Genomic DNA, 24,003 nt, shown 5'->3' with positions numbered 1-24,003 from the left:
GGGGTGGGGGGGGGGGGTGGGGCAGGGGGTTCTTGTGGACATCTACCCCGGGCCCGTTGGGGGGTACGTGGTTATTGCGACGACAGGACCTGGACCTGCTGGACAGGTCCTGACACGGTGGCCACCGTCGCCTTTCCAAACTGGTCCAGACCAATCAGGTTGTCAAGACCCTTGGCGAGGCCAACGCGCCTGCCGCGCCGCAGAGTTGAGGCGGATGCGGATCACTCTGTGTGGATCACGTCGCACGTTGCGTGAATTGATCTCAAGGATCCGGTGTTGAGCGGCGCACGCCGTGGATAAGGTGCAGTTGCGGAAGGGCGCCACAGTGGCAAGTTGTGTCCGTCCGTGAGGGATTGATGGCGTTATTCACGACGACATTCGGGCGATACAGGGGCGATCTGGGACGCGGTTGACCACCCCGTCCCAGTGAACGGGGTGGTGTGCAGCGTGCCGACCGCGATAGCCGTCACCAGTTCCGATCTGGTGCTCCCGCCGCACGACCGGCAGACCCCGCCCGCCGCCGTCCAGCCCCTCGACGGCCTCGAAGCCTCCCTCACGGCCATGCACGCGCTCATCGAGCAGCACGGCTATGTGATCGCGCTCTACCCGTCCTCCGCGCCGGCCGGCGTGACCCGGCGGCTGCACGCCGTGCGCTCCGTCCTGGAGAGCGACCGCATCGCGCTGCTTCCCCTCGACCTGCCGCCGCTCGGTCTCGCCCTGCTCGCCCAGCAGCTGCGCCAGCTCTCCGTCTGCGACTTCAGCCCCGGCGTGCTCGCCTCCTCCGCGCGGCTGCTCGCCCACTACATCTACTCGGGCGCCCTGCTGAACTCGGTCGCCAGACTCGACCGGATCCCGGTCTCGCTCAAGTCCCACGCCAAGTCGTGGGTGCCGGGCGCCCAGTTCGCCGTACTGGCCACTCCGCGGCCCCAGCTGGTGCGTGTCGGGCAGGAGGAGCTGACCGGGCCCGAGTTCGGGACGCGGATGCTCGTCGCGGCCGGGCAGCTGCCCGCCGACTGGCTCACCGGGACGCTCGCCCCCGCCTGGCACGTGCAGGGGGTCGCGACCGTGCCGCTGCCCGCCGAGTCGGCCCGCTGGTGGGGCACGGGCAGGGTCGCCGAGTTCGCCGCCGGCCTCTACGACGTGTCCGTGCTCTACCAACTGGTCTCGTCCGTACGGCGCGAGGAATGCCACTGGTGCGGTCTCGAACTCATCGGGGACCGCTGCGGTTTCTGTGCGGCGCCGTTGGCGCCGCCCTCGTCGAACGAGCTTCCGACGGCCGTCGCGCGGGCAGCCTCTTCGGTACGCGCCCTGCCCCGAGGGGCTACGTGAGTCCCGCACGGCAGGCACGTACACCTGAATAACGGTGAATACCTTGCAGCACCCCCTGTTACCGGTGAATACCCCTTGAACTCGGCATTGTCCCCACGAGGTGAGATGTAGTGAACTCGCGCCAGCGCCGCGGCGTCATCCTGCTGGTCCTCTCGGTCCTGTGCGCCGTGGGCGCCTTCGCCGGAGTGCTCTCGGTGATCCGCGACGTGAACTCGAAGGTCGGCCCCGAGGTCGCGGCGTACCGCCTGAAGGACGACATCGCGCCCTACAAGGAGCTGTCGGCCGACCAGTTCGAGAAGGTCTCGATGCCCGAGCGGTGGCTGTCGGCCACCGCGGTCACCCGCCTCTCCCAGGTCCGCGGCAAGATCGCCGTCACGCAGCTGAAGAAGGGCTCGCTGCTCCAGACGGACATGATCGTCGACCGGCCCGCCCTGCAGGCCGGCCAGCAGGAGATCGCGATCCTGATCGACGCGGCGACCGGGGTGGCGGGCAAGATCAACCCGGGCTCGCGGGTCAACATCTACGCCACGTTCAAGGACGAGAGCGACAACGGCAAGGACCAGTCGAAGGTCATCGTGCAGAACGCCCGCGTCATCGACGTCGGCAAACTGACCGCGCTCGACCCCGGCCAGTCCAGCAACGACCGCCGCCGCACCGCCAGTGAGGCCGTCCCGATCACGTTCGCCCTCGACACCGCGGACGCCCAGCGCGTCGCGTACGCCGAGTCGTTCGCCGAACACGTCCGCCTCGCCCTGATCGCGGGCGGCGCCGACGCCACCGTCGCCCCCGGCGACCGCTCGTACACCCTCGACGAGGACAAGTAGGAGGCCATGATGCGCTCAGAGCCTGTGCTCCCAGTCCCCCCGAGGCCGTCACACGCGAGGTCGGGCCGATGACCATCCGCATCCTGCCCGCCGTCGGCGACATCGACTCGGCCCGTGCCCTCAGCACCCTCCTGAGCCAGCTCGCCGACGCCGAACCCGCCCCGCCGGTGCCCGACACCACGGCCCTGCTGGACACCCTGGCCCGGCTGGCCGCCGAATCCCTCGACGAACTGCCCGAAGTCGTCCTGGTCCACGAGCGGATCGGCCCGGTCCCCGCGCTCGACGTCATCCGCGACGTGGTCATGCGCTTCCCGGCCGTCGGCGTCGTCCTCATCACCGCCGACACCAGCACCGGCGTCCTGACCGCGGCCATGGACTCCGGCGCGCGCGGCATCGTCGGCCTGCCGCTCGGCTACGACGCCCTCGCCGAACGCGTCCAGGCCGCCGCGGCCTGGTCCACCGGCATGCGCCGCCACCTGGGCAGCGCCACCCCCGAGCTGTACACGGGACCGGGCGGCTCGATCGTCACGGTGACCGGCGCGAAGGGCGGCGTCGGCGCGACCGTCACCGCCGTCCAGCTCGCCCTGGCCGCCCAGGCCTCGGGCCGCTCGGTCGCCCTGCTCGACCTGGACCTCCAGTCCGGCGACGTGGCCTCGTACCTGGACGTGCAGTTCCGCCGCTCCATCGCCGACCTCGCCGCGATCAGCGACATCAACCCGCGCGTCCTCCAGGACGCCGTCTACGCCCACGACACCGGCCTCGGCCTGCTCCTGGCCCCCGCCGAGGGCGAACGCGGCGAGGAGATCACCGACCGCGTCGCCCGGCAGGTCCTGGGCGCCCTGCGCTCCCGCTACGACCTCGTCGTCGTCGACTGCGGCGCCCAGCTGAACGCCGCGAACGCCGCCGCCGTCGAACTCGCCGACCAGGCCCTGCTCCTGGTCACCCCCGACGTCGTGGCCGTCCGCGCCGCCAAACGCATGGTCCGCATGTGGGACCGCCTCCAGATCCGCAAGGCGGAGGAGACCCGCACGGTCGTCAACCGCTTCGCCCGCGGTACGGAGATACAGCCGTCCCTGGTCGAGCGCGTCACCGGCACCAAGGTCGTCCGCACCACGGTCCCCGCCGCCTTCAAGGAACTCCAGTCCGTCGTGGACGCGGGACGGATGCAGGACCTGGACGCCCGCTCGACGGTCAAGCAGGCCCTGTGGGCGCTGGCGGGCGAACTGGGCCTGATGGCCGAGCAGCCCGCGGGCGGCGGCGGTGGCGGCCGGCGCCGCAAGGCCTCCGCGGACAAGGACAGAGGCTCCCTCTCCCTGCGCCGCAAGGGCGGCGACCGGGGCGCGGTCACCCTCGAATTTGCGGGCATGTTCCCGATCCTGCTGGTCGTGATGACGATCCTGTGGCAGTGCGCCCTGTACGGCTACACGTACTCCCTCGCCGGGAACGCGGCGGACGAGGCGGCACGGGCCGCGACCGCCGCGTACGCGATCGACGGGGACGTCGGCGGTGCCTGCAGTTCCGCCGGAGGGCAGCACCTGCCGGGTGCCTGGGACGGCGCCGGGATCGACTGCACCGTCGCGGGCCCCGTCATGAAGGCCACGGTGACCGCTCAGGTGCCCCTGTTCTTCCCGGGCTTCGACGCGGGCTGGACGGTCGAGGGCACGGCCGGAGCCGCACTGGAGGGGGACGACTGATGAAGCGCCTCGCGCGGCGTCTGCGGCGGCGGTTACGGGACCGGGACGACCGGGGCGTCTCCATGCTGGAGTTCGCCGGATTCCTGCCGATCCTGCTGCTCGTCGGGATGGCCGCCATCCAGCTCGGCCTGATCGGCTACGGCATCAACCAGGCAGGTTCGGCGGCGCGGGCCGCGGCACGGGCCGCCTCGCAGGGCGACGACGGGGGAGCGGCGGGGACGGCGGCGGTGAGCGGCTGGCTCAACCCGGACGTGTCGGCCGACGAGGGCGCCGACCTCACCACCGCGACGGTCACCCTCCAGGTCCCCGCCGTCATCCCCCTCCTGCCGAGCGTCACGGTGGAACGCCAGGCCACGATGCCCACCGACGACTGACCGCACGACCGACCCACCGCACGACCGAGTCACCTCACGACCGAGAGGAGTTGAAGACATGAGCCTGCGAGCCCGTATCGCCGTCCCCGAAGAGGGCGGAGCCGGCCGCGAGGACGGACACCTCGTCGCCGTCTACCGTGCCAAGCTGCTGGAGGAGATCGACCTCGCGGAGATGTCGAGCCTCGCGGCCGCCGAACGGCGCATACGCCTGGAGCGCGTCCTCGGGCACATCATCAGCCGCGAGGGCCCGGTCCTGTCGACCACCGAGCGCTCCCAGCTGATCCGCAGGGTCGTCGACGAGGCCCTGGGCCTGGGCGTCCTCGAACCCCTCCTCGCCGACCCGTCGATCACCGAGATCATGGTCAACGGCCCGGACTCCATCTTCGTGGAGCGCGCCGGACGCGTGGAACAGCTCCCGCTCCGCTTCGCCTCGAACGAGCAGCTGATGCAGACCATCGAGCGCATCGTCTCCACGGTCAACCGCCGCGTGGACGAGTCGAACCCGATGGTCGACGCCCGCCTCCCCACCGGGGAGCGCGTCAACGTCATCATCCCGCCGCTCGCCCTCACCGGGCCCACCCTCACGATCCGCCGCTTCCCCCGCGCGTACACGCTCCCGGAGCTGATCGGCCTCGGCTCGCTCGACGAACAGATGCTGATGCTGCTCGCGGCGTTCGTCCGCGCCCGTTTTAACGTCATCGTCAGCGGCGGTACGGGCTCGGGCAAGACCACGCTCCTCAACGCGCTCTCCGGACTCGTGCCGTCCCACGAGCGCATCATCACCATCGAGGACTCCGCGGAACTGCAGCTCCAGCAGGAGCACGTCATCCGCCTCGAATCCCGCCCCCCGAACGTGGAGGGCAAGGGCCAGATCACCATCCGCGACCTGGTCCGCAACTCCCTGCGCATGCGCCCCGACCGCATCATCGTCGGTGAGGTCCGCGGCGGCGAGACGCTCGACATGCTCCAGGCCATGTCGACGGGCCACGACGGCTCCCTCGCGACCGTCCACTCGAACTCCGCGGAGGACGCCCTGATGCGCCTCCAGACCCTGGGCTCGATGTCCGAGGTGCAGATCCCCTTCGAGGCGCTCAAGGACCAGATCAACTCGGCGGTCGACGTCGTCGTCCAGCTCACCCGGCACGCGGACGGCTCCCGCAAGGTCACCGAGATCGCGCTGCTGGTCTCGCACGGCCGCGAACAGTTCCGCATCGTGCCCGTCACCCGGTTCGTCCCGCGCCCCACCGGCCCCGACCGGGTCGTCCACGGCCACTTCGAACACCTCCCGCTGCCCCGCTCGGTCGCGGAGAAGCTGTACGTCGCCAACGAGCCGCTGCCGCCCGCCTTCGGGGTGGCGGAGGCGATCGACGTCCTCAACACCCGGCAGGCGATCGGATGACACCCACCGGAACCTTCGAATCCGCCGCAGCCGCAGCCGCAGCCGCAGCAGTTGTCGCTGCTGTCGTCGGTGTCGGCGCAGTCCCGACCGAGAGGAGCGAACCGTGAACAACGCGGTCCCCCTCGCCCTCGGCGCCACCATGCTGTGCGGCACACTGGCCGTCGCGGGCGTCCACACGTACGCGTCCGGCCGCGCCCAGCGCCAGGCCCTCGTCGACCGCCTCTCCGGCGGCGGCCCCCTGCGCACCGCCGCCGGCCGGGCCCGCCGCTTCGCCGCCGTCGACCGCCGGCTGCGCCGCACCCGGCTGGGCCGCACGATCCAGCTGCGCCTGTCGGCGACGGGACTCGACCTGACGGCCGGCGAGTTCTTCACGTACGTGGCCGCCGTGGTCGTCGCGCTCTGGCTGATCGCGGCGGCGGCCCTGGCCCCGTTCTTCGGCCCCATCGCGGGCCTGGTCGGCGTGTGGAGCGCCGCGATCTTCCTCAACTGGCAGCGCCAGAAGCGCATCGAGGCCTTCATCAACCAGCTCCCGGACGTGGCCCGCCTGCTGGCCAACGCGGCGGCGGCGGGCCTCGCCCTGCGCACGGCCCTGGCGATGGCCGCGGAGGAACTGGAGGCCCCGGCGGGGGAGGAACTGGCCCGGGTCGCGGACCAGCTGACCATGGGCCGCTCGGTCGACGACGCGCTCGGCGAACTGGCCGAACGCCTCCCGTCCCGCGAACTCGTCGTCCTCGTCACCACGCTGGTCCTGTCCAACAAGGCGGGCGGCACGGTCGTCAACTCCCTGCGGAACCTCACCAAGACCCTGGAGGACCGCAAGGAGACCCGCCGCGAGGTCCGCACGATGCTCTCCGAGGTCAACGCGACGGCCTTCACCGTGCCCCTCCTCGGCCTCGGCTCGCTCCTCCTCATCAACTCCTCGAACGAGGGCGCCCTGGCCAAGGTGACCGGCTCCCCGCTGGGCCAGACCCTGGTCCTGATTGCGATGGGCCTCTACACGATCGGCTTCTTCGTGATCCGCCGGCTCGGCAAGATCGAAGTGTGAGGAGGGAACCAGGATGACGGCTCTGCTGCTCGCCGCGCTGATGGGACTGGCCGTCGGAGGCTTCCTCCTCGGCATCCGCATGTACCGCGCGGAGGCCAAGCTCCCCGGCGACATGGCCCTCGCGCTGGAGGTCGGCGGGACCCGCGTCTCGAAGGCGGACTCGGCCGTCGACCGCCTCGGCATGCGCTTCGCCCCGCTCGTCCTGCGCCTGATGGGCCCCCGCCGCGTGGACGCCAAACGCCGCCGCATCGACATGGCGGGCAACCCCGGCGGCTTGACCCTGAACCGCTACGCGGCCCGCCGCGCGGTGTACGGCGTCTTCGGCGTCCTGCTCTTCCTGATCTTCCTCTCCAACGGCCGGCCCCTCTTCGCCGTGATGGCGCTGGCGTTCGGCCTGCTGGCCGCCGACGTCCTGATCTGGCAGGCGGTCCGCGATCGCAAGGAGGTCATCGACCGGACCCTCCCCGACTTCCTGGACGTCCTGGCGGTCGTGGTGTCGGCGGGCCTCGGCTTCCGCCAGGCCCTGGAACGGGTCGCGGACCACTACGAGGGCCCGTGGGCGGACGAGCTGCGCATCACCCTGCGCCAGATGGACATGGGCGTCAGCCGCCGCCAGGCCTTCGACGAACTGCGCAGGCGCAACTCCTCCGAGCAGGTCGCCCAGTTCGTCTCGGCGCTCCAGCAGGGCGAGGAGCTGGGCTCCCCGATCGCGGACACCCTGATCCAGCTCGCCACGGACATGCGCCGCACCGACGCCCAGAACTCCCGCCGCCGGGCGGCGAAGACGATCCCCAAGGCCACGATGGTCACGCTGGTCTTCATGCTCCCGGCCACGATGATCCTCATCGCCACGGGCATGTTCCTGGGCTCGGGAACGAACTTCGGCTCGATCCTGGGGCGTTGAGATGGGCGCCGGCAACTGGAAGTCCGCGTCGATGCGGCGCCCCGCGAAGGCGCCCCGTCAGGGGCCCTTCAAGGGGCGCGGGGCTGTGACATTGGGCGGCTCCGCCGCGGGGCGCGCCCAGCCACGACCGGCCCGCAGCCGACGAACGCCCCTTCTCCCCGGCGGCTCCGCCAAGTGGGCCACAGGCTACTTCGCGGACGACGCGGCAGCACCGGGCAGCATCCGCCTCCAACTCAACGCCCTCCAGGCCCTCTGCCGCCAGGCATTCGCGATCCGCCTCACCCTGATCGCGATAGGCGCCCCCTTCGCGACGGCGAACGCCGCGGACGGCTTCCCCCGCCACGCGGTCCTCACCGCCGCGGTCCTGGGAGTGATGGGCTCGTACGCCATGCTCAGGGACTGGGACAGATGCGCCCCCCAGCTCCTCGCCCATCCGACCCTCATGGCGGTGGACCTGGTCTTCGGCGCGATACTCCTGCTCACGGCGTCCCCCGCGTCCCCCCTCGCGTACGCGGCGGTCTGCACCCCGCTCCTCTCGGGCCTCCTCTACGGCTGGCGCGGCTCCGGAGTCTTCACGGGACTGCAGCTGGTGGTCCTGCTGACGGTGTTCAGGGCGTGGGACCACCGTCCGGGCGCCGGCGCGAGCACCCTCCTGATCGCGGGCTTCTGCGTCGCGGCGGGCGTCATCGGTGTCACCCTGCGCAACCTGATGTTCCGCTTCGGCACGGCCAGTCAGGCGCTGGCGGAGGCGAACTCCCGCCTGGCGGTGGCGGAGGCGGTGGAGTCCGAGCGCGCCCGCCTGGCCCGGGAGATGCACGACTCGGTGGCGAAGACCCTGCACGGCCTCGCCCTGTCGGCGGAGGCCCTGGCGGTGGCGGCGGACAACGAGACGAACCCCCGGACCCTCAAGTCCCAGGCGACCGCGGTGGCGGGAGCGGCACGCAGGGCGGCGACGGAGTCCAGGGAACTCCTGACGGATCTGCGGGCCCACACGGCGATGTCCCACCCGCCGATGGACATGGTGACGGAACTGGCCGCGAGGGTGGCGGACTTCGAGTCCCGTACGGGCATCGCGGCGACCTTCGTCCACCGGCCGGGCCCCCACCGGCCGGGCCCGGCCCTCGCCCTCCCTCCGGGCGCGCCCCGCCAACTCCTGGCGATCGCCTCGGAGGCACTGGAGAACACCCACCGCCACGCGAACGCGACGCACGTACGCGTGACGCTGGAGTGTTCGCGGTCCGCCCTGCGCCTGACGATGCGGGACGACGGCGAGGGCACGGCCGTCTCCCTGGACGACGTACGAGTCCTGGCGAATACCGGCCATTTCGGCCTGCTCGGAATGCTGGAGCGCGCGGCGTCGGTGGCCGCGGAGCTCCACCTGCACAGCACCGCACACGGAGGCACGGAGGTCACGCTGACCCTCCTCTGTGCCCCCACCGTCCCCGCACCCCTCCCACGCTCTCCCCAAGAGGAGGCCGCACATGCCTGACCAGGCACTTCCCGGCCCGCTCCTGCGCGTGCTGGTGGCCGACGACAATCCGGTCGTCCGGGCCGGTCTCGCGGCCCTGCTGAACGTCCATCCCGACATCCGGGTGGTGGCCCAGGCGGCCGACGGCGCGGAGGCGGTCGCCGCCGCGACCTGTCACCGCCCCGACGTGATCCTGCTGGACGTGCGCATGCCCGGCACCGACGGCCTGACCGCGCTTCCCCGGCTGGCGCGGCTGGCCCCGGTGATGATGCTGACGTACAGCCGTGAACCCGAGGTGGTGGCCGAGGCGTTGCGCCGGGGCGCGGTCGGCTATCTCGTGCACGGGGAATTCACGGCGGATGAACTGATCACGGCGGTACGGGACCTGGGCGACGGGACGGCGACCTTCACCTCGTCCTCCGTCGGTGTCTCGGATTCGCTCGGTGTTTCGTACGAACCGAACCAAAACTCTTCGCAGCTGCAATCGGTTGTGGCACAGTCGTGGAAGGCTCGCCCCGGCTACGCGACGGGACTCCACCGTCGCGGCCACAACCGCCTGGATCACGACCTGAGTTCACGGGAGGTGGAGGTCATGGATCTCATTGCGGCCGGCATGAGCAACCAGCAGATCGCCGCCACGTGCTTCATCAGCGAGAAGACGGTGAAGAATCACATCAACCGCATCTTCGCAAAGCTGCACAGTTCTTCGCGCAGCGAAGCGATCGCCTGCTGGCTGGGCACCGCCCACGGGGGGTGGAACCGGTGACTCCGACGAACGGAAGTTGGGCCCCTGGACCCACCCGCAGTAGGCGGATTCTCACGTACGGTGCGCGGGAAGGTAGTGGTTTTGGGTGGGAGGGAAGGGATCACTGTGACCAACAACCTGGAGCCGGAGACGTCCACGGGGCTGAAGCGAGCGCTTCACGGACGGGTCCGGACCGTGGCCTCCCGGATGCGCGGACGGGACCGGGACGCGGGAGCGGGCTTCGTGGAGTACGCGGGTCTGATGATCCTGATCGCCGGGATCTTCACCCTGATCGACGGCCTGGGTCTCGACGGACTGATCTCCGGCGCGATCCTGGACGCGGTCAATCAGGTCATCGGCGGCTGACTCCCGTTGCTCCCGCACGTCCCGCAACTCCCCGCCGGCCGCGCGGCGACCGGGGTTCGACTCTCCCGGTCTCCATCTGGCTGACGGGAATTCTGCTCTTCGCCGCGTTCGCCTTCTTCGCGTTCGCCCAGGCGGCGTCCGCCCGGAACGGAGCACAGTCCGCGGCGGACGCCGCCGCGTTGGCGGCCGCGCAGGACGCCAGGGACGAGCTGATGGAGGGCCTGGAAGGCGCCATCGGCGTGGACGACAAGTGGCTGGACTGGCTGGACGGCGACGGGTTCGACGGCGCCGGAGCCGCGGGCGCGGCCGGTGAGCTGGCCGCCCAGAACGACGCGAGCGTGACGGGGTTCGCACCCTATGCCGCGGCCGGGTTCCCCGGCTTCGAGGTGCAGATCGAGACCAACTACACGGTCGGGGACTCGATCATTCCGGGCACGGAGGGCATGCACGCGACCGCCGACGCGGCGGCCGTCATCAAACCCCGCTGCGAATTCGACGTGCCCGACGATCCGAAGGACGTCGTCGAACTGGATTGTGACGGCGACATTTTGGATATCGACCCCGAAGATTTCGATTTGGACGACCTTCCCGACGCGTCCGTGCTGTTCTCTGTGCAACTGGCCGAGTGAAAGGAAGCCGTACCGATGAACATTCGGCGCACCACGAAGGGCCGCACGGTACTGACCGCCGTGGCGATCACGACTGGGCTGGTCCTCACGGTGGCCGGCTGCGGCGGAGGTGGCGACGACGAGGGCTCGGACAAGAACACGTCGTCCTCCTCACCGGCGAAGAACGACGGGGGTGACGACAAGGAGAAGTCCGAGTCGCCCTCCGCGCGGCAGATCCTGGCCGAAGTGAAGAGCGGCGGCCTGACACTGGCCGTCACCTCGGCGAACAGGGACGACGGCGGCTTCGTCACCGTCGAGGGAACGGTGACCAACAACAGCGGCAAGTCGTGGGTGGCGGCGGACTGGCGGGGTGACGAGCGGGAGCTGGCCGGGAACGGCGGGTCCATCGCGGGGGCCAGCCTGGTCGACCAGACCGGCAAGAAGAAGTACCTCGTGCTGCGTGACACGGAGGGACGCTGCCTCTGCACCAGGTTCACCGGCGGCGTCCGGTCGGGCGAGACCACGGAGTGGTTCGCCCAGTTCCCCGCCCCACCCGAAGACACCACCAAGGTCTCCTTCCAGGTCGGCTCGATGCCCCCGGCCGCCGTCGAGATCTCCGAGGGCGAGTGACCATGCCCCTCACCCTCCGCGCCACGTCGGTCACCCTCACCGCCCTCACGACCCTCGTCTTCATGACGCCGCTGACCGCGGCCCAGGCGGAGGACGAGGACCCGAGCGCCCCGCCGGGCAGCGTCAGCACGTCCCCGCCACCGGAGGTGGACGCGAACAGCCCGGGGCTGAAGCTGGCCGACGGCGCGACGCTCGCCGGCGCCCGGGTGCTCGACATCAAGTCGGTCGTCGAGGATCTCGGTGGGGAGGAGCGGCGCGAGGACACGAACGAGAACGTGACGTTCGCGCTCCAGGCGGAGGTCCTCTTCCCGAAGGACAGCTCGAAGCTGAACCCGGAGGGGAACGCCCGCATCGCGGCGATCGCGAACGAGATCAAGTCCCAGAAGGCCACGAACGTCCGCGTCTTCGGCTTCACGGACAACCTCGGCTCGTACGCCCACGGCCTCACCCTCTCCAAGCGGCGGGCGGAGGTCGTCCACGAGCGACTGGCCTCGAACCTGGGTGGCATGAACGTCACCTTCGTGGTCCGCGGCTACAGCGAGGACTACCCGATCGCCGACAACACCTCGGAACAGGGCCGCAGAAAGAACCGCCGGGTGGAGGTCACGTTCCCGAAGGAGGGCTGAAACGGTGTGAGTGCCGCCCACCCCCCGGGTAGGGACAGGCCATGACCTCACTCGGTGCTGTCTTTCGGCCTCAACTGCCACCAGAACGTCTGCGGGAGCTGGCCCGCGCCGCGGACGACGCCGGGCTGGAGGAGCTCTGGCTGTGGGAGGACTGCTTCCTCGAAGGGGGCATCTCCGCCGCGGCGGCAGCCCTCGCCTGGACCGAACGGCTCCGCGTCGGAGTCGGCCTCCTCCCCGTGCCCCTGCGCAACGTGGCCGTCACCGCCATGGAGGCCGCCACCCTGCACCGGCTCTTCCCCGGCCGGCCCGTCCTGGGCGTCGGCCACGGCGTGCAGAGCTGGATGGGGCAGGTCGGCGCACGGGCCGAGTCGCCCATGACGCTCCTGCGCGAGTACCTCGCCGCCCTGCGCGCCCTGCTCGCCGGTGAGCGCGTCACCACCGACGGCCGGTACGTGAAGCTCGACGGCGTCGCCCTCGACTGGCCCCCGCCCGCGCCCGTGCCGATCCTCGCCGGAGCCACCGGCCCCCGCTCGCTCAAGCTCTCCGGAGAGGCCGCGGACGGCACGATCCTCACCGCCGGTACGCCACCCGACGGTGTACGCAAGGCCCGTCAGCTCATCGACGAGGGGCGCGCGTCGGCCTCCCGTACCGACGTCCCGCACACCGTCGTCGTCTACCTCCTCACCGCCACCGGTCCCGGCGCCGCCGCCCGTCTCCAGGCCGAACTGGAGGCCGAGGGCGTGGCATCGGTCCCGGACCTCGGCGTGGCCGGGGACGCGGGCGCCGTCGCCAAGGCCGTGCAGCGCCTCACGGAGGCGGGCGCCGACACGGTCGTCCTCCAGCCCACCGCCGACGAACCGGACCCCGAGGGCTTCATCCGCTTCACCGCGGAAGAGGTACGCCCCCTCGTGCCCTGAGCGACGGCGACGGCACGGCGACTGTCAGTGCCCCCTGCCAGACTCTCCAGGTATGACCGAACACGCGCACACCCAAGCGGACGTACGGCTCAGACCCGTGGCGGAAGCCGACCTGGAGGCGTTCTTCGAACAGGAGCAGGACCCCGAGGCGACCCGCCGGTCGAGATTCCCCGCCCGGCCGCGCGGGCGCTTCATGACCCACTGGGCCACCCGCATCCTCGGCGACGACACCGTCCTCGTACGGACGGTCGACGTGGCCGACGCCCCGGCCGGCCACATCGTCGCCTGGTGGGAGGCGGGCGGAGACGGGAAGGAGGACCGGCGCTTCGTCGGGTACTGGCTCGGGCGGCCCTACTGGGGCAGGGGCATCGGCACCCGGGCCCTCGCCCTCTTCCTCCGCGAGGAGAGCAACCGCCCCCTCTACGCCGACCCCTTCACCGGGAACACCGCCTCGGTCCGCCTGCTGGAGCACCACGGCTTCCGCCACACCGGCACGGTCCGCCACGAGGAGGACGTCCACGCCCTCCTCGTACTCGACGAGGAGCCGGTACCCGACGAGCCCCCGACACGGGAGTAGCCGCGCAGGAAACCTGTCGCGCCCCGCACGCACCTCCTGTCACCATCGCCCGATGAGGCCCTTCCAAGAACTCGTCGCCGAAGCCGAGGCCGCCCCCACCGAGGGGTGGGACTTCTCGTGGTTCGAGGGACGGGCCACCGAGGAACGGCCCTCCTGGGGGTACGCGCGCGCCATGGGAGAGCGCCTCGCCCACGCGGACGCCGCTCTCGACATCCAGACCGGCGGCGGCGAAGTCCTTGCCTCCGCGGGGAAGTTGCCTGCGCTCACGGTCGCCACCGAGGGCTGGCCCCCGAACGTCGCCAAGGCCACCGCGCTGCTCCATCCGCTCGGCGCGGTCGTCGTGGCCGCCCCGGAGGACGCCCCGCTGCCGTTCGGTGACCGGGCCTTCGACCTCGTCGTGAGCCGGCACCCGGTGACGCCGCACTGGACGGAGATCGCCCGCGTCCTCCAGCCGGGCGGTACGTACTTCGCCCAGCACGTGGGCCCCCGCAGCGCTTTCGAGATCGTCGAGTACTTCCTCGGCCCGCAGGCCGGCGATCCGCAAACGGGCCGCGCCGCCCGCCACCCCGACCGCGAGCGCGCCGGCGCCGAGGCGGCCGGCCTGCGGATCGTCGACCTGAGGGAGGCGCGGCTGCGGATGGAGTTCCACGACATCGGGGCCGTCGTGCACTTCCTGCGGAAGGTGGTGTGGATGGTGCCGGACTTCACCGTCGACCGGTACCGGCGACAACTTCTGCGCCTGCACGAGCAGATCGAGACGGAGGGCCCGTTCGTGGCCCACAGCACCCGCCACCTCATCGAGGCCCGCAAGCCCGAAGCCTGACCCGCCCCGCCCCGGCCCGCGCACCGTGCCGGTCACGTCAGGACGGTCACGCCTCGTCCCGCAGCCCCAGCCGCAGATGCTCCACGTGGTGCAGCGCCTGCTCCAGCAGTTCCGCCACGTGGTGGTCGTACAGCGCGTACACGATCGACCGGCCGCGCCGCTCTCCCGTGACGAGTCCCAGGTTCCGCAGCAGTCGCAGCTGGTGGGAGCACGCCGACTGTTCCAGGTCCGCCGCCTCGGCGAGTTCGCCGACCGCGCACGGGCCCTCCCGCAGGCGCGCCAGGATGCGCAGCCGGGACGGCGTGGCCAGGGCCTGGAGCGTCGCCGCGACGTCCGCGGCGCCGACGGCGTCCAGACGGTCGCGGATGCTGCTCTTCGCATCCACTCCATGACCCATGCGGACATCGTAGCGAGACGACCGCGCCGGCCATCGGAATCCCTCAGGCACAGATGAAGACGTATTCATGTGTTCCTGTATGGTGGCGCTCGTGCAGCCCGCCGACACCCGTCTCCTCGCCCTGCCCGAAGCCCGCTGGGCCGCCGCCTCCACGGCGGCCTTCCTGGTCGCGCTCCCGCTCCAACTGCTGGGCGCGACCCCCTGGCTGTGGGGCCCGCTCTACGCCGCCGCCTATCTGGCGGGCGGCTGGGAGCCCGCGCTCGAAGGGCTCAGGGCGCTGCGCGGGAAGACCCTCGACGTCGACCTGCTGATGATCGTCGCGGCGCTCGGCGCGGCCTCGATCGGGCAGGTCATGGACGGCGCGCTGCTCGTCGTCATCTTCGCGACCTCGGGCGCGATGGAGGCCCTGGCCACCGCCCGCACCGAGGACAGCGTCCGCGGCCTCCTCGGTCTTGCGCCCCCGACGGCCACCCGGCTGCACCCCGTGGGGGGCGCGGCGGACGAGGGGGAGAGGGAGGAAACCGTCGAGGCGTCCGCGCTCGCCATCGGCGACGTGATCCTCGTACGGCCCGGTGAGCGCGTCGGGGCCGACGGCCGCGTCCTCGACGGTACGAGCGACATCGACCAGGCGACCATCACCGGCGAACCCCTGCCCGTACCGAAGGCGGTCGGCGACGAGGTCTTCGCCGGGACACTGAACGGGACCGGCGCCCTGCGCGTCCGCGTCGAGCGCGACCCCTCCGACACGGTCATCGCGCGGGTCGTCGCCCTCGTCGAGGAGGCGTCCCGCACGAAGGCCCCCACCCAGCTCTTCGTCGAGCGGATCGAACACCGCTACGCGCTCGGCATGGTGGCCGCCACCGTCCTCGTCTTCGCGATTCCGCTCGCCCTCGGCGCCGACCTCACCGGGGCGCTCCTGCGCGCCATGACCTTCATGATCGTCGCCTCGCCGTGCGCGGTGGTCCTGGCGACGATGCCACCGCTCCTGTCGGCCATCGCCACCGCGGGCCGCCACGGCGTGCTCATCAAGTCCGCCGTCGTGATGGAACGCCTCGGCCAGAGCGACCGGGTCGCCTACGACAAGACCGGCACGCTCACCGAGGGCACCCCCCACCTCGTCAAGATCCTCCCCGAGCCGGGCTTCTCGGAGAACGAACTGCTCTCCCTCGCGGCTTCCGCCGAGCGCCGCAGCGAGCACCCCCTGGCCCGCGCGATCGTGGCCGCCGCGCACGACCTCCCGCGCGAGGAGGCACACGGCGGGACCCGCGAGCAGGCGCACGAGGATGCGTACGAGCAGGTGTACGACTTCCGGTCCGCGCCCGGCCGCGGAGTCAGCGCCACCGTCGCCGGACGCGAGGTGGCGGTCGGTTCGCCCGAGCGTCTCGGCGAGGGGGCGGCGGTCCCCGACACCGACGGCACGGCGGTCGTGGTGCGCGTGGACGGCGTACGCGCGGGCTGGCTGCTCCTCGCCGACCGGCTCCGCCCCGGCGCCCCCGAGGCCGTCACTGCGCTGAACCGCCTCACCACCGCCCCGCCCACCCTCCTCACCGGCGACAACTCCCGGGCCGCGCACTCCATCGCCGAGCGGACCGGCATCCCCTCCGACGGCGTACGCGCCGGTCTGCTCCCGCACGAGAAGGCCGAAGCGGTACGGGATCTGGGCGGCCGGGTGCTCTTCGTCGGCGACGGGGTGAACGACGCCCCCGCCCTGGCCGCCGCCCACACCGGCATCGCGATGGGCCGGGCGGGCTCGGACCTGGCCCTGGAGACCGCGGACGCCGTACTCGTCCACGACGACCTCACCGCCGTCCCCAAGGCGGTCGCCCTCTCCCGCCGCGCCCGGCGCCTGGTTGTGCAGAACCTGTGCCTGGCGGGGGCGTTCATCGGCGTCCTGGTCGTCTGGGACCTCGCGGGCCATCTGCCGCTGCCCCTCGGCGTCGCGGGCCACGAGGGCTCCACGATCCTGGTCGGGCTCAACGGCCTGCGGCTGCTGCGGGAGAGCGCCTGGCGCGAGTAGGTCCCGGGCACTCGTCCCCGAGCAGTCGTCCCCGCGCACTTCCCGTCCGGTCAGGCGTGCGCCCCCGCCGTCACCTTCCCCACCACCAGTTCCGGCCTCGCCTCCAGGATCTCGCCCACCCGCTCGACCTGCTCGCCCAGTTCCTTCTCCTGCGCGCCGGTCAGCCGTCCCAGCGGCTCCACCGTCACCGTCGTCCGCTTCCCGCGCCGCCGCTGGTGCCAGACCCCCGCGACCACCCCGTCGACGAGCAGCACGGGAAAGTTCCCCGCCTGCCCGCCGGCCAGGGCCCGCCGGTAGGCGGCGCCGGGGAACATCCGCTCACGGGGCTGGGCGGCGACGACGTACGCGTCGAAGTAGGGGAGGAGCTGCACGCCCCGTACGGGCTCGGTGGGGAAGTCCCTGTCGCCCGCCACCACCCAGGCCGGTGTCCCCTCGAAGTCGACCTCCTCGATCCCGCCGGACGCGGCCAGCGACGAGAAGAGAGCGGCGGCCCAACCCCGCGGCGCGGCGGCCCACTTGGCGAAGTGCTGCGGCGTCGCGGGACCGTACGCGCGCAGATAGTGGCGTACGAGGGTGGCGAGGGCCTCATCGGCGGGGAGCGGCTCGAAGTGCGGCGGGCGGGTGTACGTCGCCTTGCGGCCCCGGTTCGGCGCGAAGCACAGGGCGCCGGACTGGCCCGCGCGATGCATCACCTGGCGCCAGCGCGGCCACTTGCCCTGGAACGCCTCCATCACCAGGTCCCCGGCCCACGGTCCGGTGCGGGCCACGACCTCCTCGGACAGCTCGTCGATGGTCAGCTGCCGTCCGTCGAGGGCGTCGCCGACCGCGGCGACGACCCGTTCCTCCTGCGCGGGGGTCATGCGCACCGCCGGGTTCGGGCTCGTGCCGTGCGGCACGGCGGTCAGGGCGGCGGTCCAGAAGGGGAGTTCGTCGGTGGCGAGGAGATGGATCGTGCCCCGCGGGCCGTACGTCTTCACCAGGCTCCGGTCCTCCCACAGCGCCGACCGCACGTCCTGCCGGGTCGCGCCGCCGAGCCGCAGGGCCAGGGAGAGCTCGGCCGCCGACAGGACCTGCGCGTGCACGGCGAGCAGCGTGGACGCGACCGCGGCGACGGAGGTGCCGGACCGCGCGGGCCGGGACAGCAGTTGACGCCCGTGGCGCCGCGCGCTGGCCTCGTCCCAGGTGACCCTCGTGAACTTCGATGTCATGGCGGGGACGCTAGAGGGGAACTAGGTCAGATGCTGGCCGCCGGAGTCGACGGCCGCACAACCCGACGTCCACATGCGGTCAAATGGTGAGCAATCGACGAGTGAGGGAAATTACCTGCTGTAAATACTCAAGAGAGAGCAAATAGCGTCAACTCCCTCCGAGGGCCGGACGGGTCAGCTGCAAAAATCCCTGAAACGCACACAGAGTTTCCACATCGTTATGTCGATTGGCTCATTCCGCTCTCGCGGGTCCCGTAAGTTCGGTCCAAGGCAATTCGCGTCAGCAAAGCTGCGCGGGACGGCACCGCGCTGCGGAGGGGGCTGCGCGGTGCCCGCCACACCCCTTGATTCCCGGGGGCGGAGCCGGTCGCGACCCGGCCGCGTCACTCTTGGGGCGTACGTCCGAGGCGGATGGGTCAACGCGCCATATCCTCGTGCGAACCCCCTGGTTCTCTTCGAATTCTCCTCGATCTCCTTCGAATTCGCTGTGAATCGGCCATGATCTGCCACTGAATGAACGCTTCCACTCCCACGCAGACGACGTCAGCCGACTCCGGAGAGTAGTTGTGGCACGCCGATGCGCGCGACATCACTTACGAAGGGTTATGGTGGAAACCCCCCCTCGGGCCGGTCCGTCTCCCCCCCCACGGACCGGCCCGTTTTTTTGTGCGCCGACACGCGCCGGGCGTACGCCCCAGGGCCGCCGCCGTGCCGGGCCGGGCGCCCTCGCTCCCGGCCCACCCCCCCGTCCGCTCCCGGTCTGCGCGCGGTCCTCGCGCAGTCCGCTCCCGGTCCGTCCATCGGCCGGGGAGCCCTTGTACCCCTAGGGGGAGAGGCGCTCCGGCGGGGGTAGGGTGTCGCCCTCGGGGACTGCCATCTGCACGGAGGGGCTGACGAAAACGTGAACCTGCGCGACAACCTGCGCCGCTTGCTGGTCAGGTTCTATGCACGCAGGGTGGAAGGCCACCTTGACCACGACCAGGTGCCCAAGCACATCGGGGTCATCATGGACGGCAACCGGCGCTGGGCGAAGGCCGCCGGCAGCACCGCCGCCCAGGGGCACCGGGCCGGAGCGCACAAGATCGAGGAATTCCTCGGCTGGTGCTCCGAGACCGACGTCGAGGTCGTCACCCTCTGGCTGTTGTCCACGGACAACTTCGACCGCCCGGAGGAAGAACTCGTACCGCTGCTCGGCATCATCGAGAACGTCGTGAGTTCCCTCGCCGCCGACGGCCGCTGGCGCGTGCACCACGTCGGCACGCCCGACATCCTGCCCTCGCGGATGCAGGGCGTCCTGAAGGAGGCCGAGGAGTCCACCGCGCACGTCGACGGAATACTCGTCAACGTCGCGATCGGCTACGGCGGCCGGCAGGAGATCGCCGACGCCGTGCGCTCGATGATCCTCGACCATGCCGACAAGGGCACCTCGTTGGAGAAACTCGCCGAGGACGTCACCGTCGACATGATCGGCAAGCACCTCTACACCAGCGACCAGCCCGACCCCGATCTCGTGATCCGTACGAGCGGCGAGCAGCGGCTGTCCGGATTCATGCTCTGGCAGACGGCCCACTCCGAGTACTACTTCTGTGAGGTCTTCTGGCCGGCCTTCCGCAAGGTCGACTTCCTGCGTGCCCTGCGCGACTACGCGGCCCGCCACCGGCGCTACGGCGGATGAGGGACTGAGGCGGCCCCGCCGCCAGGGGCTGCCGCGGGACCGGGGATTGGTCCTTTGGGGTGGAAGTAATGAGGAGTTCACCAGGGCGCCGTCATGTGTGCTGGCATGGCATGGCTCGATCGAGGGCATAAAGCCTCCAGGTCGACGCCCGAATCACGGGTGTCGGATCTCAGCGGACGGCACGGGGCCGTCCGCCCGGGAGGCCCTTTGCACCAGCGCGACCGTGCGGTCAGTACGGACGAGGCGGAGGGCCGGTTCACGGCCCGTGCATCGGTGCCGGAAACCGGTCCACCTCTCCTCCGTCGCTCCCCGACCTCATCCGAGGGGGTACGTCCTTCCGTGGTGACCAGCACAAAGCGCCGTATGCCAGACCGGCGCACCTATGTTCTCGACACCAGCGTCCTGCTGGCCGACCCGCACGCCATGAACCGCTTCGACGAGCACGAAGTAGTGCTGCCGATCGTCGTGGTCACGGAATTGGAGGCCAAGCGGCACCATCCCGAACTCGGCTACTTCGCCCGGCAGGCCCTGCGCCTGCTCGACGAATTCCGGGTGAAATATGGCCGTCTCGACGCCCCCATCCCCACGGGGGAGCTGGGCGGGACGGTCCGTGTCGAGCTCAATCACTCGGACCCCAGCGTGCTGCCGAGCGGCTATCGCCTGGGGGACAACGACTCCCGCATCCTCGCGGTCGCCCGCAATCTGCAGGCGGAGGGTTTCGACGTCACGGTCGTGTCGAAGGACCTCCCGCTGCGGATCAAGGCCTCCTCGGTCGGGCTCCTCGCCGAGGAGTACCGGGCGGAACTCGCCATCACAGGCTCCTCCGGCTGGACCGGAATGTCCGAACTGACGCTCTCCGGCGAGCAGGTGGACCTCCTCTTCGACCAGGAGAGTCTGTACGTCCCCGAGGCGTCCGACTTCCCCGTCCACACGGGTCTGATGATCCAGTCCGAGCGCGGCAAGGCGCTGGGACGTGTGACGGCCGAGGGCAACGTCCGGCTCGTACGCGGTGACAGGGAGGCCTTCGGCATCAAGGGCCGCAGCGCGGAGCAGCGCATCGCGCTGGATCTGCTCCTCGACCCGGACATCGGGATCGTGTCGATGGGCGGCCGGGCCGGCACCGGAAAGTCGGCGCTCGCCCTGTGCGCGGGCCTGGAGGCCGTGCTCGAACGGCGCCAGCACCAGAAGGTGATGGTCTTCCGGCCGCTGTACGCGGTCGGCGGGCAGGAGCTGGGCTATCTGCCCGGTTCCGAGTCCGAGAAGATGGGCCCCTGGGCGCAGGCGGTCTTCGACACGCTCTCCGCGGTCACCAGCCGCGAGGTCATCGAGGAGATCACCGCGCGCGGCATGCTGGAGGTCCTGCCGCTCACGCACATCCGGGGCCGCTCCCTCCACGACGCGTTCGTGATCGTGGACGAGGCGCAATCCCTGGAACGGAACGTCCTGTTGACCGTTCTGTCCCGAATCGGCTCGAATTCGCGGGTGATCCTCACCCATGACGTGGCCCAGCGGGACAACCTCAGGGTCGGCCGGTACGACGGAGTGGTGGCCGTCGTCGAGAAACTGAAGGGGCATCCGCTCTTCGCGCACGTCACGCTCACCCGGTCCGAGCGGTCCCAGATTGCCGCCCTTGTGACCGAAATGCTGGAGGACGGACAGATCTGATTCCGGCTGCCCCGCCCGTCCCGGTCTGTCCGACGGATGGTGGCCGCACGGCAGTTGGCGCCGTCCGGTAAAGGCGAAGAGCCTAGCCGGGCGGCGTCGTCGTGCGCGCTCGTTTCCGAAAAACTTCTGAGGCAAACGAGGTGTGAGCTTTCACACCCGGCACAGAATTGCCTCCCGGCGCCGGGGTACGGCAGAGTCTCACTCCTGTCAGGCCCCGCATACGACACAGCTGTACCCCCAGCGGCACAGCACAGCAAGAACCTCAGAACTCCATAACGCCGTCGTATGCCGCCCGCGCACCAAGCGGCGCTCCCCGCAGGGGAGTTGCCCACCGGGCCCGTGCCTCCCGTGACCCCGCAGTTGGGAGGCCAGTGTCAGGGGGCAAGATTGCGTCCGCGAGGGTCACCTGTAGCGGTCGATGCTGGAAGGAAACCGTGTGAGCCGGATTTCGGTCCGTGGGCTCGCAGTGGCCTCGGCCACCGCAGTCACCGCTGTCGGCGCTGTAACGGGTGTTGCCTCGGGCAGCACCGCACCGGCGAGCGATGACGCCGAGGCAACGGCGAGCGGCGCCACGCTCCTCGCGGACATACCCGCGGGCGCGCAGGCGCAGGTGCAGACCGCCTCTCTGACTCAGCAGGCCGACTCCCAGGCCATCGCGGCTGACGCGACAGCCAAGAAGGACGCCGAAGCAGCCGCGCGCAAGCAGGCGGCCAAGGACGCGGTCGCCAAGCAGCAGGCCGCCGAGAAGGCCGAGAAAGAGGCGAAGGAGCGCAAGGAGGCCGAGAAGGTCGCCAGCCGTTCCGCCACGCGTGATGTCGCCAGCTTCACGGTCAAGGCGTCGTACACCGCCGCCGAGGTCCAGGAGATGGCCCGCCAGCTCGTCCCGGCGGACCAGTTCGCGTGCTTCAGCCGGATCGTCGACCACGAGTCCAGCTGGAACTACCAGGCCGACAACCCCACCTCCGACGCGTACGGCCTCATGCAGGCCCTGCCGGGTTCGAAGATGTCCTCGGCCGGTGCCGACTGGGCGACCAACCCGGCGACGCAGATCAAGTGGGGCCTGAGCTACATGGACGGCCGCTACGGCAGCCCGTGCGGCGCCTGGGACTTCTGGCAGGCCAACAACTACTACTGAGCCGCCGGCGGCTCAACCTCGCGGAGCCCTTCACCGTCCTACGGTGAGGGGCTTCTGCCATGTACGGTCGATGCCGACGTCTCCAGGGACTCCAGGGAGGAGTGGTGGGGAGCAACGGGGGAAGAGGACGGTTCATGTCGCGAGTGCCAGGTTGGTTCGGCCGGATCGGTGCCGGACTCACCGAAGTGGGAGAGCGGCTGGACGCGCGTCGCGCGGCAGCCGAGAAGGCGGACGAGATCGACGAGATCGACAAGGACGAAGCCGTCGGTACGGACACCTCGTCCTCGTCCCTGTCGGGGGCGTCCCCCGACGGCCCGGTCGTCCACGTCCGCCCCGATCCCGCGACCGCCGTCCCCTGGGGGATGCGGGTCGCGGCCGAAGCGGGCTGGCGGCTGCTGGTCCTCGCGGGCACCGTCTGGGTGCTGATGCGCGTCATCAGCGCCGTGCAACTGGTCGTCCTGGCCTTCGTCGCCGCGCTGCTCATCACCGCCCTCCTCCAGCCCACGGTCGCCCGGCTGCGCGGATACGGCTTCCCGCGCGGCCTCGCCACCGCGCTCACCGCGATCCTCGGCTTCGTCATCATGGGGCTGGTCGGATGGTTCGTGGTCTGGCAGGTCATGGAGAACATCAACAACCTCGCCGACCAGATCCAGGACGGCATCGACGAGCTGCAGCGCTGGCTGCTGAACAGCCCGTTCCATGTCACCGAGGACCAGATCAAGGACATCGCCAAGAGCCTGCGCGAGGCGGTCGGGGCGAACACCGAGGAGATCACGTCCGCGGGGCTCGAAGGCGTCACCGTCATCGTCGAGGCGCTCACCGGCATCCTCCTGACGATGTTCTCCACGCTCTTCCTGCTCTACGACGGCAAGCGCATCTGGGAGTGGACGCTCAAACTCGTCCCGGCGGCGGCGCGTCCAGGAGTGGCGGGAGCGGGGCCGCGGGCCTGGCGCACCCTCACCGCGTACGTCCGCGGCACGGTGATAGTCGCTCTGATCGACGCCATCTTCATCGGACTCGGCATCTTCTTCCTCGACGTCCCGATGGCCGTCCCGCTCGCCGTCTTCATCTTCCTCGGCGCGTTCATCCCGCTGGTCGGTGCGGTCATCTCCGGGGCGCTGGCGGTCGTCGTCGCCCTCGTCACGCAGGGCGTCTTCACGGCGGTCATGACCCTGGCCGTGGTGCTGGCCGTCCAGCAGATCGAGGGTCACATCCTCCAGCCGTTCATCCTCGGGCGGGCGGTGCGGGTGCATCCGCTGGCCGTCGTGCTGTCCGTGGCGGCGGGAGGGATGGTCGCGGGGATCGGCGGAGCGGTGGTCGCCGTGCCGCTCGTCGCGGTCACCAACACGGTGGTGGGGTACTTGCGGTCCCACTCGCGTGAGTCGGCGCTGCGCTATGCGCCGGGGCCGCACGGCTCGACGGCGGCGACGGCCGCGCCCCCTCCTCCGGAGGACACACCACCGCCGCAGGCGTAGAGGGTTCCTCCGCCCCCGCCGCCCCTACCCTTCCCGTCACTGCATGGGGGCTGCGCCCCCTCGCCCCCCTTTGTCCTCAAACGCCGGACGGGCTGGAAATCC

Annotated in this window: 23 protein-coding genes; 21 read left to right on the top strand and 2 right to left on the bottom strand. The window is 70.9% G+C overall.

Features of this window, described 5'->3' with window-relative positions; translation table 11 throughout:
* The first annotated feature begins 447 nt into the window (after positions 1-447).
* The 16 genes from ACFVH5_RS29865 (at position 448) to ACFVH5_RS29790 (ending at position 14,329) form a co-directional block, all read left to right on the top strand.
* Positions 448-1,329 carry a hypothetical protein gene (locus tag ACFVH5_RS29865; protein ID WP_385836808.1) on the top strand — a complete coding sequence of 294 codons (882 nt, stop codon included), beginning with the start codon at positions 448-450 and terminating at the stop codon, positions 1,327-1,329.
* A 110-nt stretch (positions 1,330-1,439) separates the two neighbouring features.
* Positions 1,440-2,153, top strand: a complete 714-nt coding sequence (gene cpaB, locus ACFVH5_RS29860) for a Flp pilus assembly protein CpaB (RefSeq protein ID WP_384812221.1) — start codon at positions 1,440-1,442, stop codon at positions 2,151-2,153.
* Positions 2,154-2,221: 68 nt separating this feature from the next.
* Complete coding sequence (locus ACFVH5_RS29855) at positions 2,222-3,847, top strand: CpaE family protein (RefSeq protein ID WP_385836807.1); 1,626 nt, start codon at positions 2,222-2,224, stop codon at positions 3,845-3,847.
* Positions 3,847-4,221: a TadE/TadG family type IV pilus assembly protein gene (locus ACFVH5_RS29850; RefSeq protein ID WP_247706089.1), complete on the top strand. Its 375-nt coding sequence runs from the start codon at positions 3,847-3,849 to the stop codon at positions 4,219-4,221. Before ACFVH5_RS29855 ends, ACFVH5_RS29850 begins: the two co-directional genes overlap by 1 nt.
* A 58-nt stretch (positions 4,222-4,279) precedes the next feature.
* Positions 4,280-5,620: a CpaF family protein gene (locus ACFVH5_RS29845; protein WP_385836806.1), complete on the top strand. Its 1,341-nt coding sequence runs from the start codon at positions 4,280-4,282 to the stop codon at positions 5,618-5,620.
* 139 nt (positions 5,621-5,759) lie between these two features.
* The gene (locus ACFVH5_RS29840; protein WP_384812304.1) at positions 5,760-6,665 is read left to right on the top strand and encodes a type II secretion system F family protein; all 906 of its coding nucleotides are present in this window, start codon (positions 5,760-5,762) and stop codon (positions 6,663-6,665) included.
* Between the two features lie 13 nt (positions 6,666-6,678).
* Complete coding sequence (locus ACFVH5_RS29835; protein ID WP_385836805.1) at positions 6,679-7,569, top strand: DUF5936 domain-containing protein; 891 nt, start codon at positions 6,679-6,681, stop codon at positions 7,567-7,569.
* Between the two features lies 1 nt (position 7,570).
* Positions 7,571-9,058: a sensor histidine kinase gene (locus ACFVH5_RS29830; RefSeq protein WP_385836804.1), complete on the top strand. Its 1,488-nt coding sequence runs from the start codon at positions 7,571-7,573 to the stop codon at positions 9,056-9,058.
* Positions 9,051-9,803 carry a response regulator gene (locus ACFVH5_RS29825; RefSeq protein ID WP_385836803.1) on the top strand — a complete coding sequence of 251 codons (753 nt, stop codon included), beginning with the start codon at positions 9,051-9,053 and terminating at the stop codon, positions 9,801-9,803. Before ACFVH5_RS29830 ends, ACFVH5_RS29825 begins: the two co-directional genes overlap by 8 nt.
* 141 nt (positions 9,804-9,944) lie before the next feature.
* Positions 9,945-10,148, top strand: a complete 204-nt coding sequence (locus tag ACFVH5_RS29820; protein ID WP_384812306.1) for a hypothetical protein — start codon at positions 9,945-9,947, stop codon at positions 10,146-10,148.
* A 74-nt stretch (positions 10,149-10,222) separates the two neighbouring features.
* A complete protein-coding gene (locus ACFVH5_RS29815) occupies positions 10,223-10,777 on the top strand; it encodes a pilus assembly protein TadG-related protein (RefSeq protein WP_385836824.1) in 555 nt (184 codons plus the stop codon).
* A 15-nt stretch (positions 10,778-10,792) separates the two neighbouring features.
* Positions 10,793-11,386 (top strand): hypothetical protein, encoded by a 594-nt coding sequence (locus ACFVH5_RS29810; RefSeq protein WP_385836802.1) that lies wholly within the window; start codon positions 10,793-10,795, stop codon positions 11,384-11,386.
* 2 nt (positions 11,387-11,388) lie between these two features.
* Positions 11,389-12,012 (top strand): OmpA family protein, encoded by a 624-nt coding sequence (locus ACFVH5_RS29805; RefSeq protein WP_385836801.1) that lies wholly within the window; start codon positions 11,389-11,391, stop codon positions 12,010-12,012.
* A 41-nt stretch (positions 12,013-12,053) separates the two neighbouring features.
* Positions 12,054-12,929: an LLM class flavin-dependent oxidoreductase gene (locus ACFVH5_RS29800; protein ID WP_385836800.1), complete on the top strand. Its 876-nt coding sequence runs from the start codon at positions 12,054-12,056 to the stop codon at positions 12,927-12,929.
* Positions 12,930-12,981: 52 nt separating this feature from the next.
* Positions 12,982-13,506, top strand: coding sequence for a GNAT family N-acetyltransferase (locus ACFVH5_RS29795; protein ID WP_385836799.1), 525 nt, complete (start codon positions 12,982-12,984; stop codon positions 13,504-13,506).
* A 52-nt stretch (positions 13,507-13,558) separates the two neighbouring features.
* Positions 13,559-14,329 carry a class I SAM-dependent methyltransferase gene (locus ACFVH5_RS29790; RefSeq protein ID WP_385836798.1) on the top strand — a complete coding sequence of 257 codons (771 nt, stop codon included), beginning with the start codon at positions 13,559-13,561 and terminating at the stop codon, positions 14,327-14,329.
* Positions 14,330-14,375: 46 nt separating this feature from the next.
* Here ACFVH5_RS29790 and ACFVH5_RS29785 read toward each other — a convergent pair whose 3' ends face one another.
* Entirely contained in the window at positions 14,376-14,726 is a 351-nt protein-coding gene (locus ACFVH5_RS29785) for a metalloregulator ArsR/SmtB family transcription factor (protein WP_189769352.1), read from the bottom strand.
* Positions 14,727-14,793: 67 nt separating this feature from the next.
* Between ACFVH5_RS29785 and ACFVH5_RS29780 the strand changes: the two genes are divergently transcribed.
* A complete protein-coding gene (locus ACFVH5_RS29780; protein ID WP_385836797.1) occupies positions 14,794-16,743 on the top strand; it encodes a heavy metal translocating P-type ATPase in 1,950 nt (649 codons plus the stop codon).
* 50 nt (positions 16,744-16,793) lie between these two features.
* Here ACFVH5_RS29780 and ACFVH5_RS29775 read toward each other — a convergent pair whose 3' ends face one another.
* The gene (locus ACFVH5_RS29775; protein ID WP_385836796.1) at positions 16,794-17,951 is read right to left on the bottom strand and encodes a winged helix DNA-binding domain-containing protein; all 1,158 of its coding nucleotides are present in this window, start codon (positions 17,949-17,951) and stop codon (positions 16,794-16,796) included.
* A gap of 901 nt (positions 17,952-18,852) precedes the next feature.
* Between ACFVH5_RS29775 and ACFVH5_RS29770 the strand changes: the two genes are divergently transcribed.
* The 4 genes from ACFVH5_RS29770 (at position 18,853) to ACFVH5_RS29755 (ending at position 23,901) form a co-directional block, all read left to right on the top strand.
* Complete coding sequence (locus ACFVH5_RS29770) at positions 18,853-19,626, top strand: isoprenyl transferase (RefSeq protein ID WP_385836794.1); 774 nt, start codon at positions 18,853-18,855, stop codon at positions 19,624-19,626.
* A 339-nt stretch (positions 19,627-19,965) separates the two neighbouring features.
* Positions 19,966-21,291 carry a PhoH family protein gene (locus ACFVH5_RS29765; RefSeq protein WP_107020261.1) on the top strand — a complete coding sequence of 442 codons (1,326 nt, stop codon included), beginning with the start codon at positions 19,966-19,968 and terminating at the stop codon, positions 21,289-21,291.
* A 418-nt stretch (positions 21,292-21,709) separates the two neighbouring features.
* A complete protein-coding gene (locus ACFVH5_RS29760; RefSeq protein ID WP_385836793.1) occupies positions 21,710-22,426 on the top strand; it encodes a lytic transglycosylase domain-containing protein in 717 nt (238 codons plus the stop codon).
* 134 nt (positions 22,427-22,560) lie between these two features.
* Positions 22,561-23,901, top strand: a complete 1,341-nt coding sequence (locus ACFVH5_RS29755) for an AI-2E family transporter (RefSeq protein ID WP_385836792.1) — start codon at positions 22,561-22,563, stop codon at positions 23,899-23,901.
* Positions 23,902-24,003 lie beyond the last annotated feature (102 nt).

The sequence above is a fragment of the Streptomyces sp. NPDC127119 genome (assembly GCF_042677425.1).
GTDB lineage: Bacteria > Actinomycetota > Actinomycetes > Streptomycetales > Streptomycetaceae > Streptomyces.
Note: the sequence above shows the minus strand (reverse complement) of the source record. Positions and strands in the feature narration are given on the sequence as shown.

What these genes read in the sequence shown, in the direction of transcription:
- ACFVH5_RS29790 (WP_385836798.1), top strand. Translation starts at nt 13,559, where the DNA reads ATGAGGCCCTTCCAAGAACTCGTCGCCGAAGCCGAGGCCGCCCCCACC.
- ACFVH5_RS29795 (WP_385836799.1), top strand. Translation starts at nt 12,982, where the DNA reads ATGACCGAACACGCGCACACCCAAGCGGACGTACGGCTCAGACCCGTG.
- ACFVH5_RS29825 (WP_385836803.1), top strand. Translation starts at nt 9,051, where the DNA reads ATGCCTGACCAGGCACTTCCCGGCCCGCTCCTGCGCGTGCTGGTGGCC.
- ACFVH5_RS29760 (WP_385836793.1), top strand. Translation starts at nt 21,710, where the DNA reads ATGCTGGAAGGAAACCGTGTGAGCCGGATTTCGGTCCGTGGGCTCGCA.
- ACFVH5_RS29850 (WP_247706089.1), top strand. Translation starts at nt 3,847, where the DNA reads ATGAAGCGCCTCGCGCGGCGTCTGCGGCGGCGGTTACGGGACCGGGAC.
- ACFVH5_RS29810 (WP_385836802.1), top strand. Translation starts at nt 10,793, where the DNA reads ATGAACATTCGGCGCACCACGAAGGGCCGCACGGTACTGACCGCCGTG.
- ACFVH5_RS29835 (WP_385836805.1), top strand. Translation starts at nt 6,679, where the DNA reads ATGACGGCTCTGCTGCTCGCCGCGCTGATGGGACTGGCCGTCGGAGGC.
- ACFVH5_RS29855 (WP_385836807.1), top strand. Translation starts at nt 2,222, where the DNA reads ATGACCATCCGCATCCTGCCCGCCGTCGGCGACATCGACTCGGCCCGT.
- ACFVH5_RS29755 (WP_385836792.1), top strand. Translation starts at nt 22,561, where the DNA reads ATGTCGCGAGTGCCAGGTTGGTTCGGCCGGATCGGTGCCGGACTCACC.
- ACFVH5_RS29845 (WP_385836806.1), top strand. Translation starts at nt 4,280, where the DNA reads ATGAGCCTGCGAGCCCGTATCGCCGTCCCCGAAGAGGGCGGAGCCGGC.
- ACFVH5_RS29800 (WP_385836800.1), top strand. Translation starts at nt 12,054, where the DNA reads ATGACCTCACTCGGTGCTGTCTTTCGGCCTCAACTGCCACCAGAACGT.
- ACFVH5_RS29840 (WP_384812304.1), top strand. Translation starts at nt 5,760, where the DNA reads ATGCTGTGCGGCACACTGGCCGTCGCGGGCGTCCACACGTACGCGTCC.
- ACFVH5_RS29805 (WP_385836801.1), top strand. Translation starts at nt 11,389, where the DNA reads ATGCCCCTCACCCTCCGCGCCACGTCGGTCACCCTCACCGCCCTCACG.
- ACFVH5_RS29780 (WP_385836797.1), top strand. Translation starts at nt 14,794, where the DNA reads ATGTGTTCCTGTATGGTGGCGCTCGTGCAGCCCGCCGACACCCGTCTC.
- ACFVH5_RS29785 (WP_189769352.1), bottom strand. Translation starts at nt 14,726, where the DNA reads ATGGGTCATGGAGTGGATGCGAAGAGCAGCATCCGCGACCGTCTGGAC.
- ACFVH5_RS29775 (WP_385836796.1), bottom strand. Translation starts at nt 17,951, where the DNA reads ATGACATCGAAGTTCACGAGGGTCACCTGGGACGAGGCCAGCGCGCGG.
- ACFVH5_RS29830 (WP_385836804.1), top strand. Translation starts at nt 7,571, where the DNA reads ATGGGCGCCGGCAACTGGAAGTCCGCGTCGATGCGGCGCCCCGCGAAG.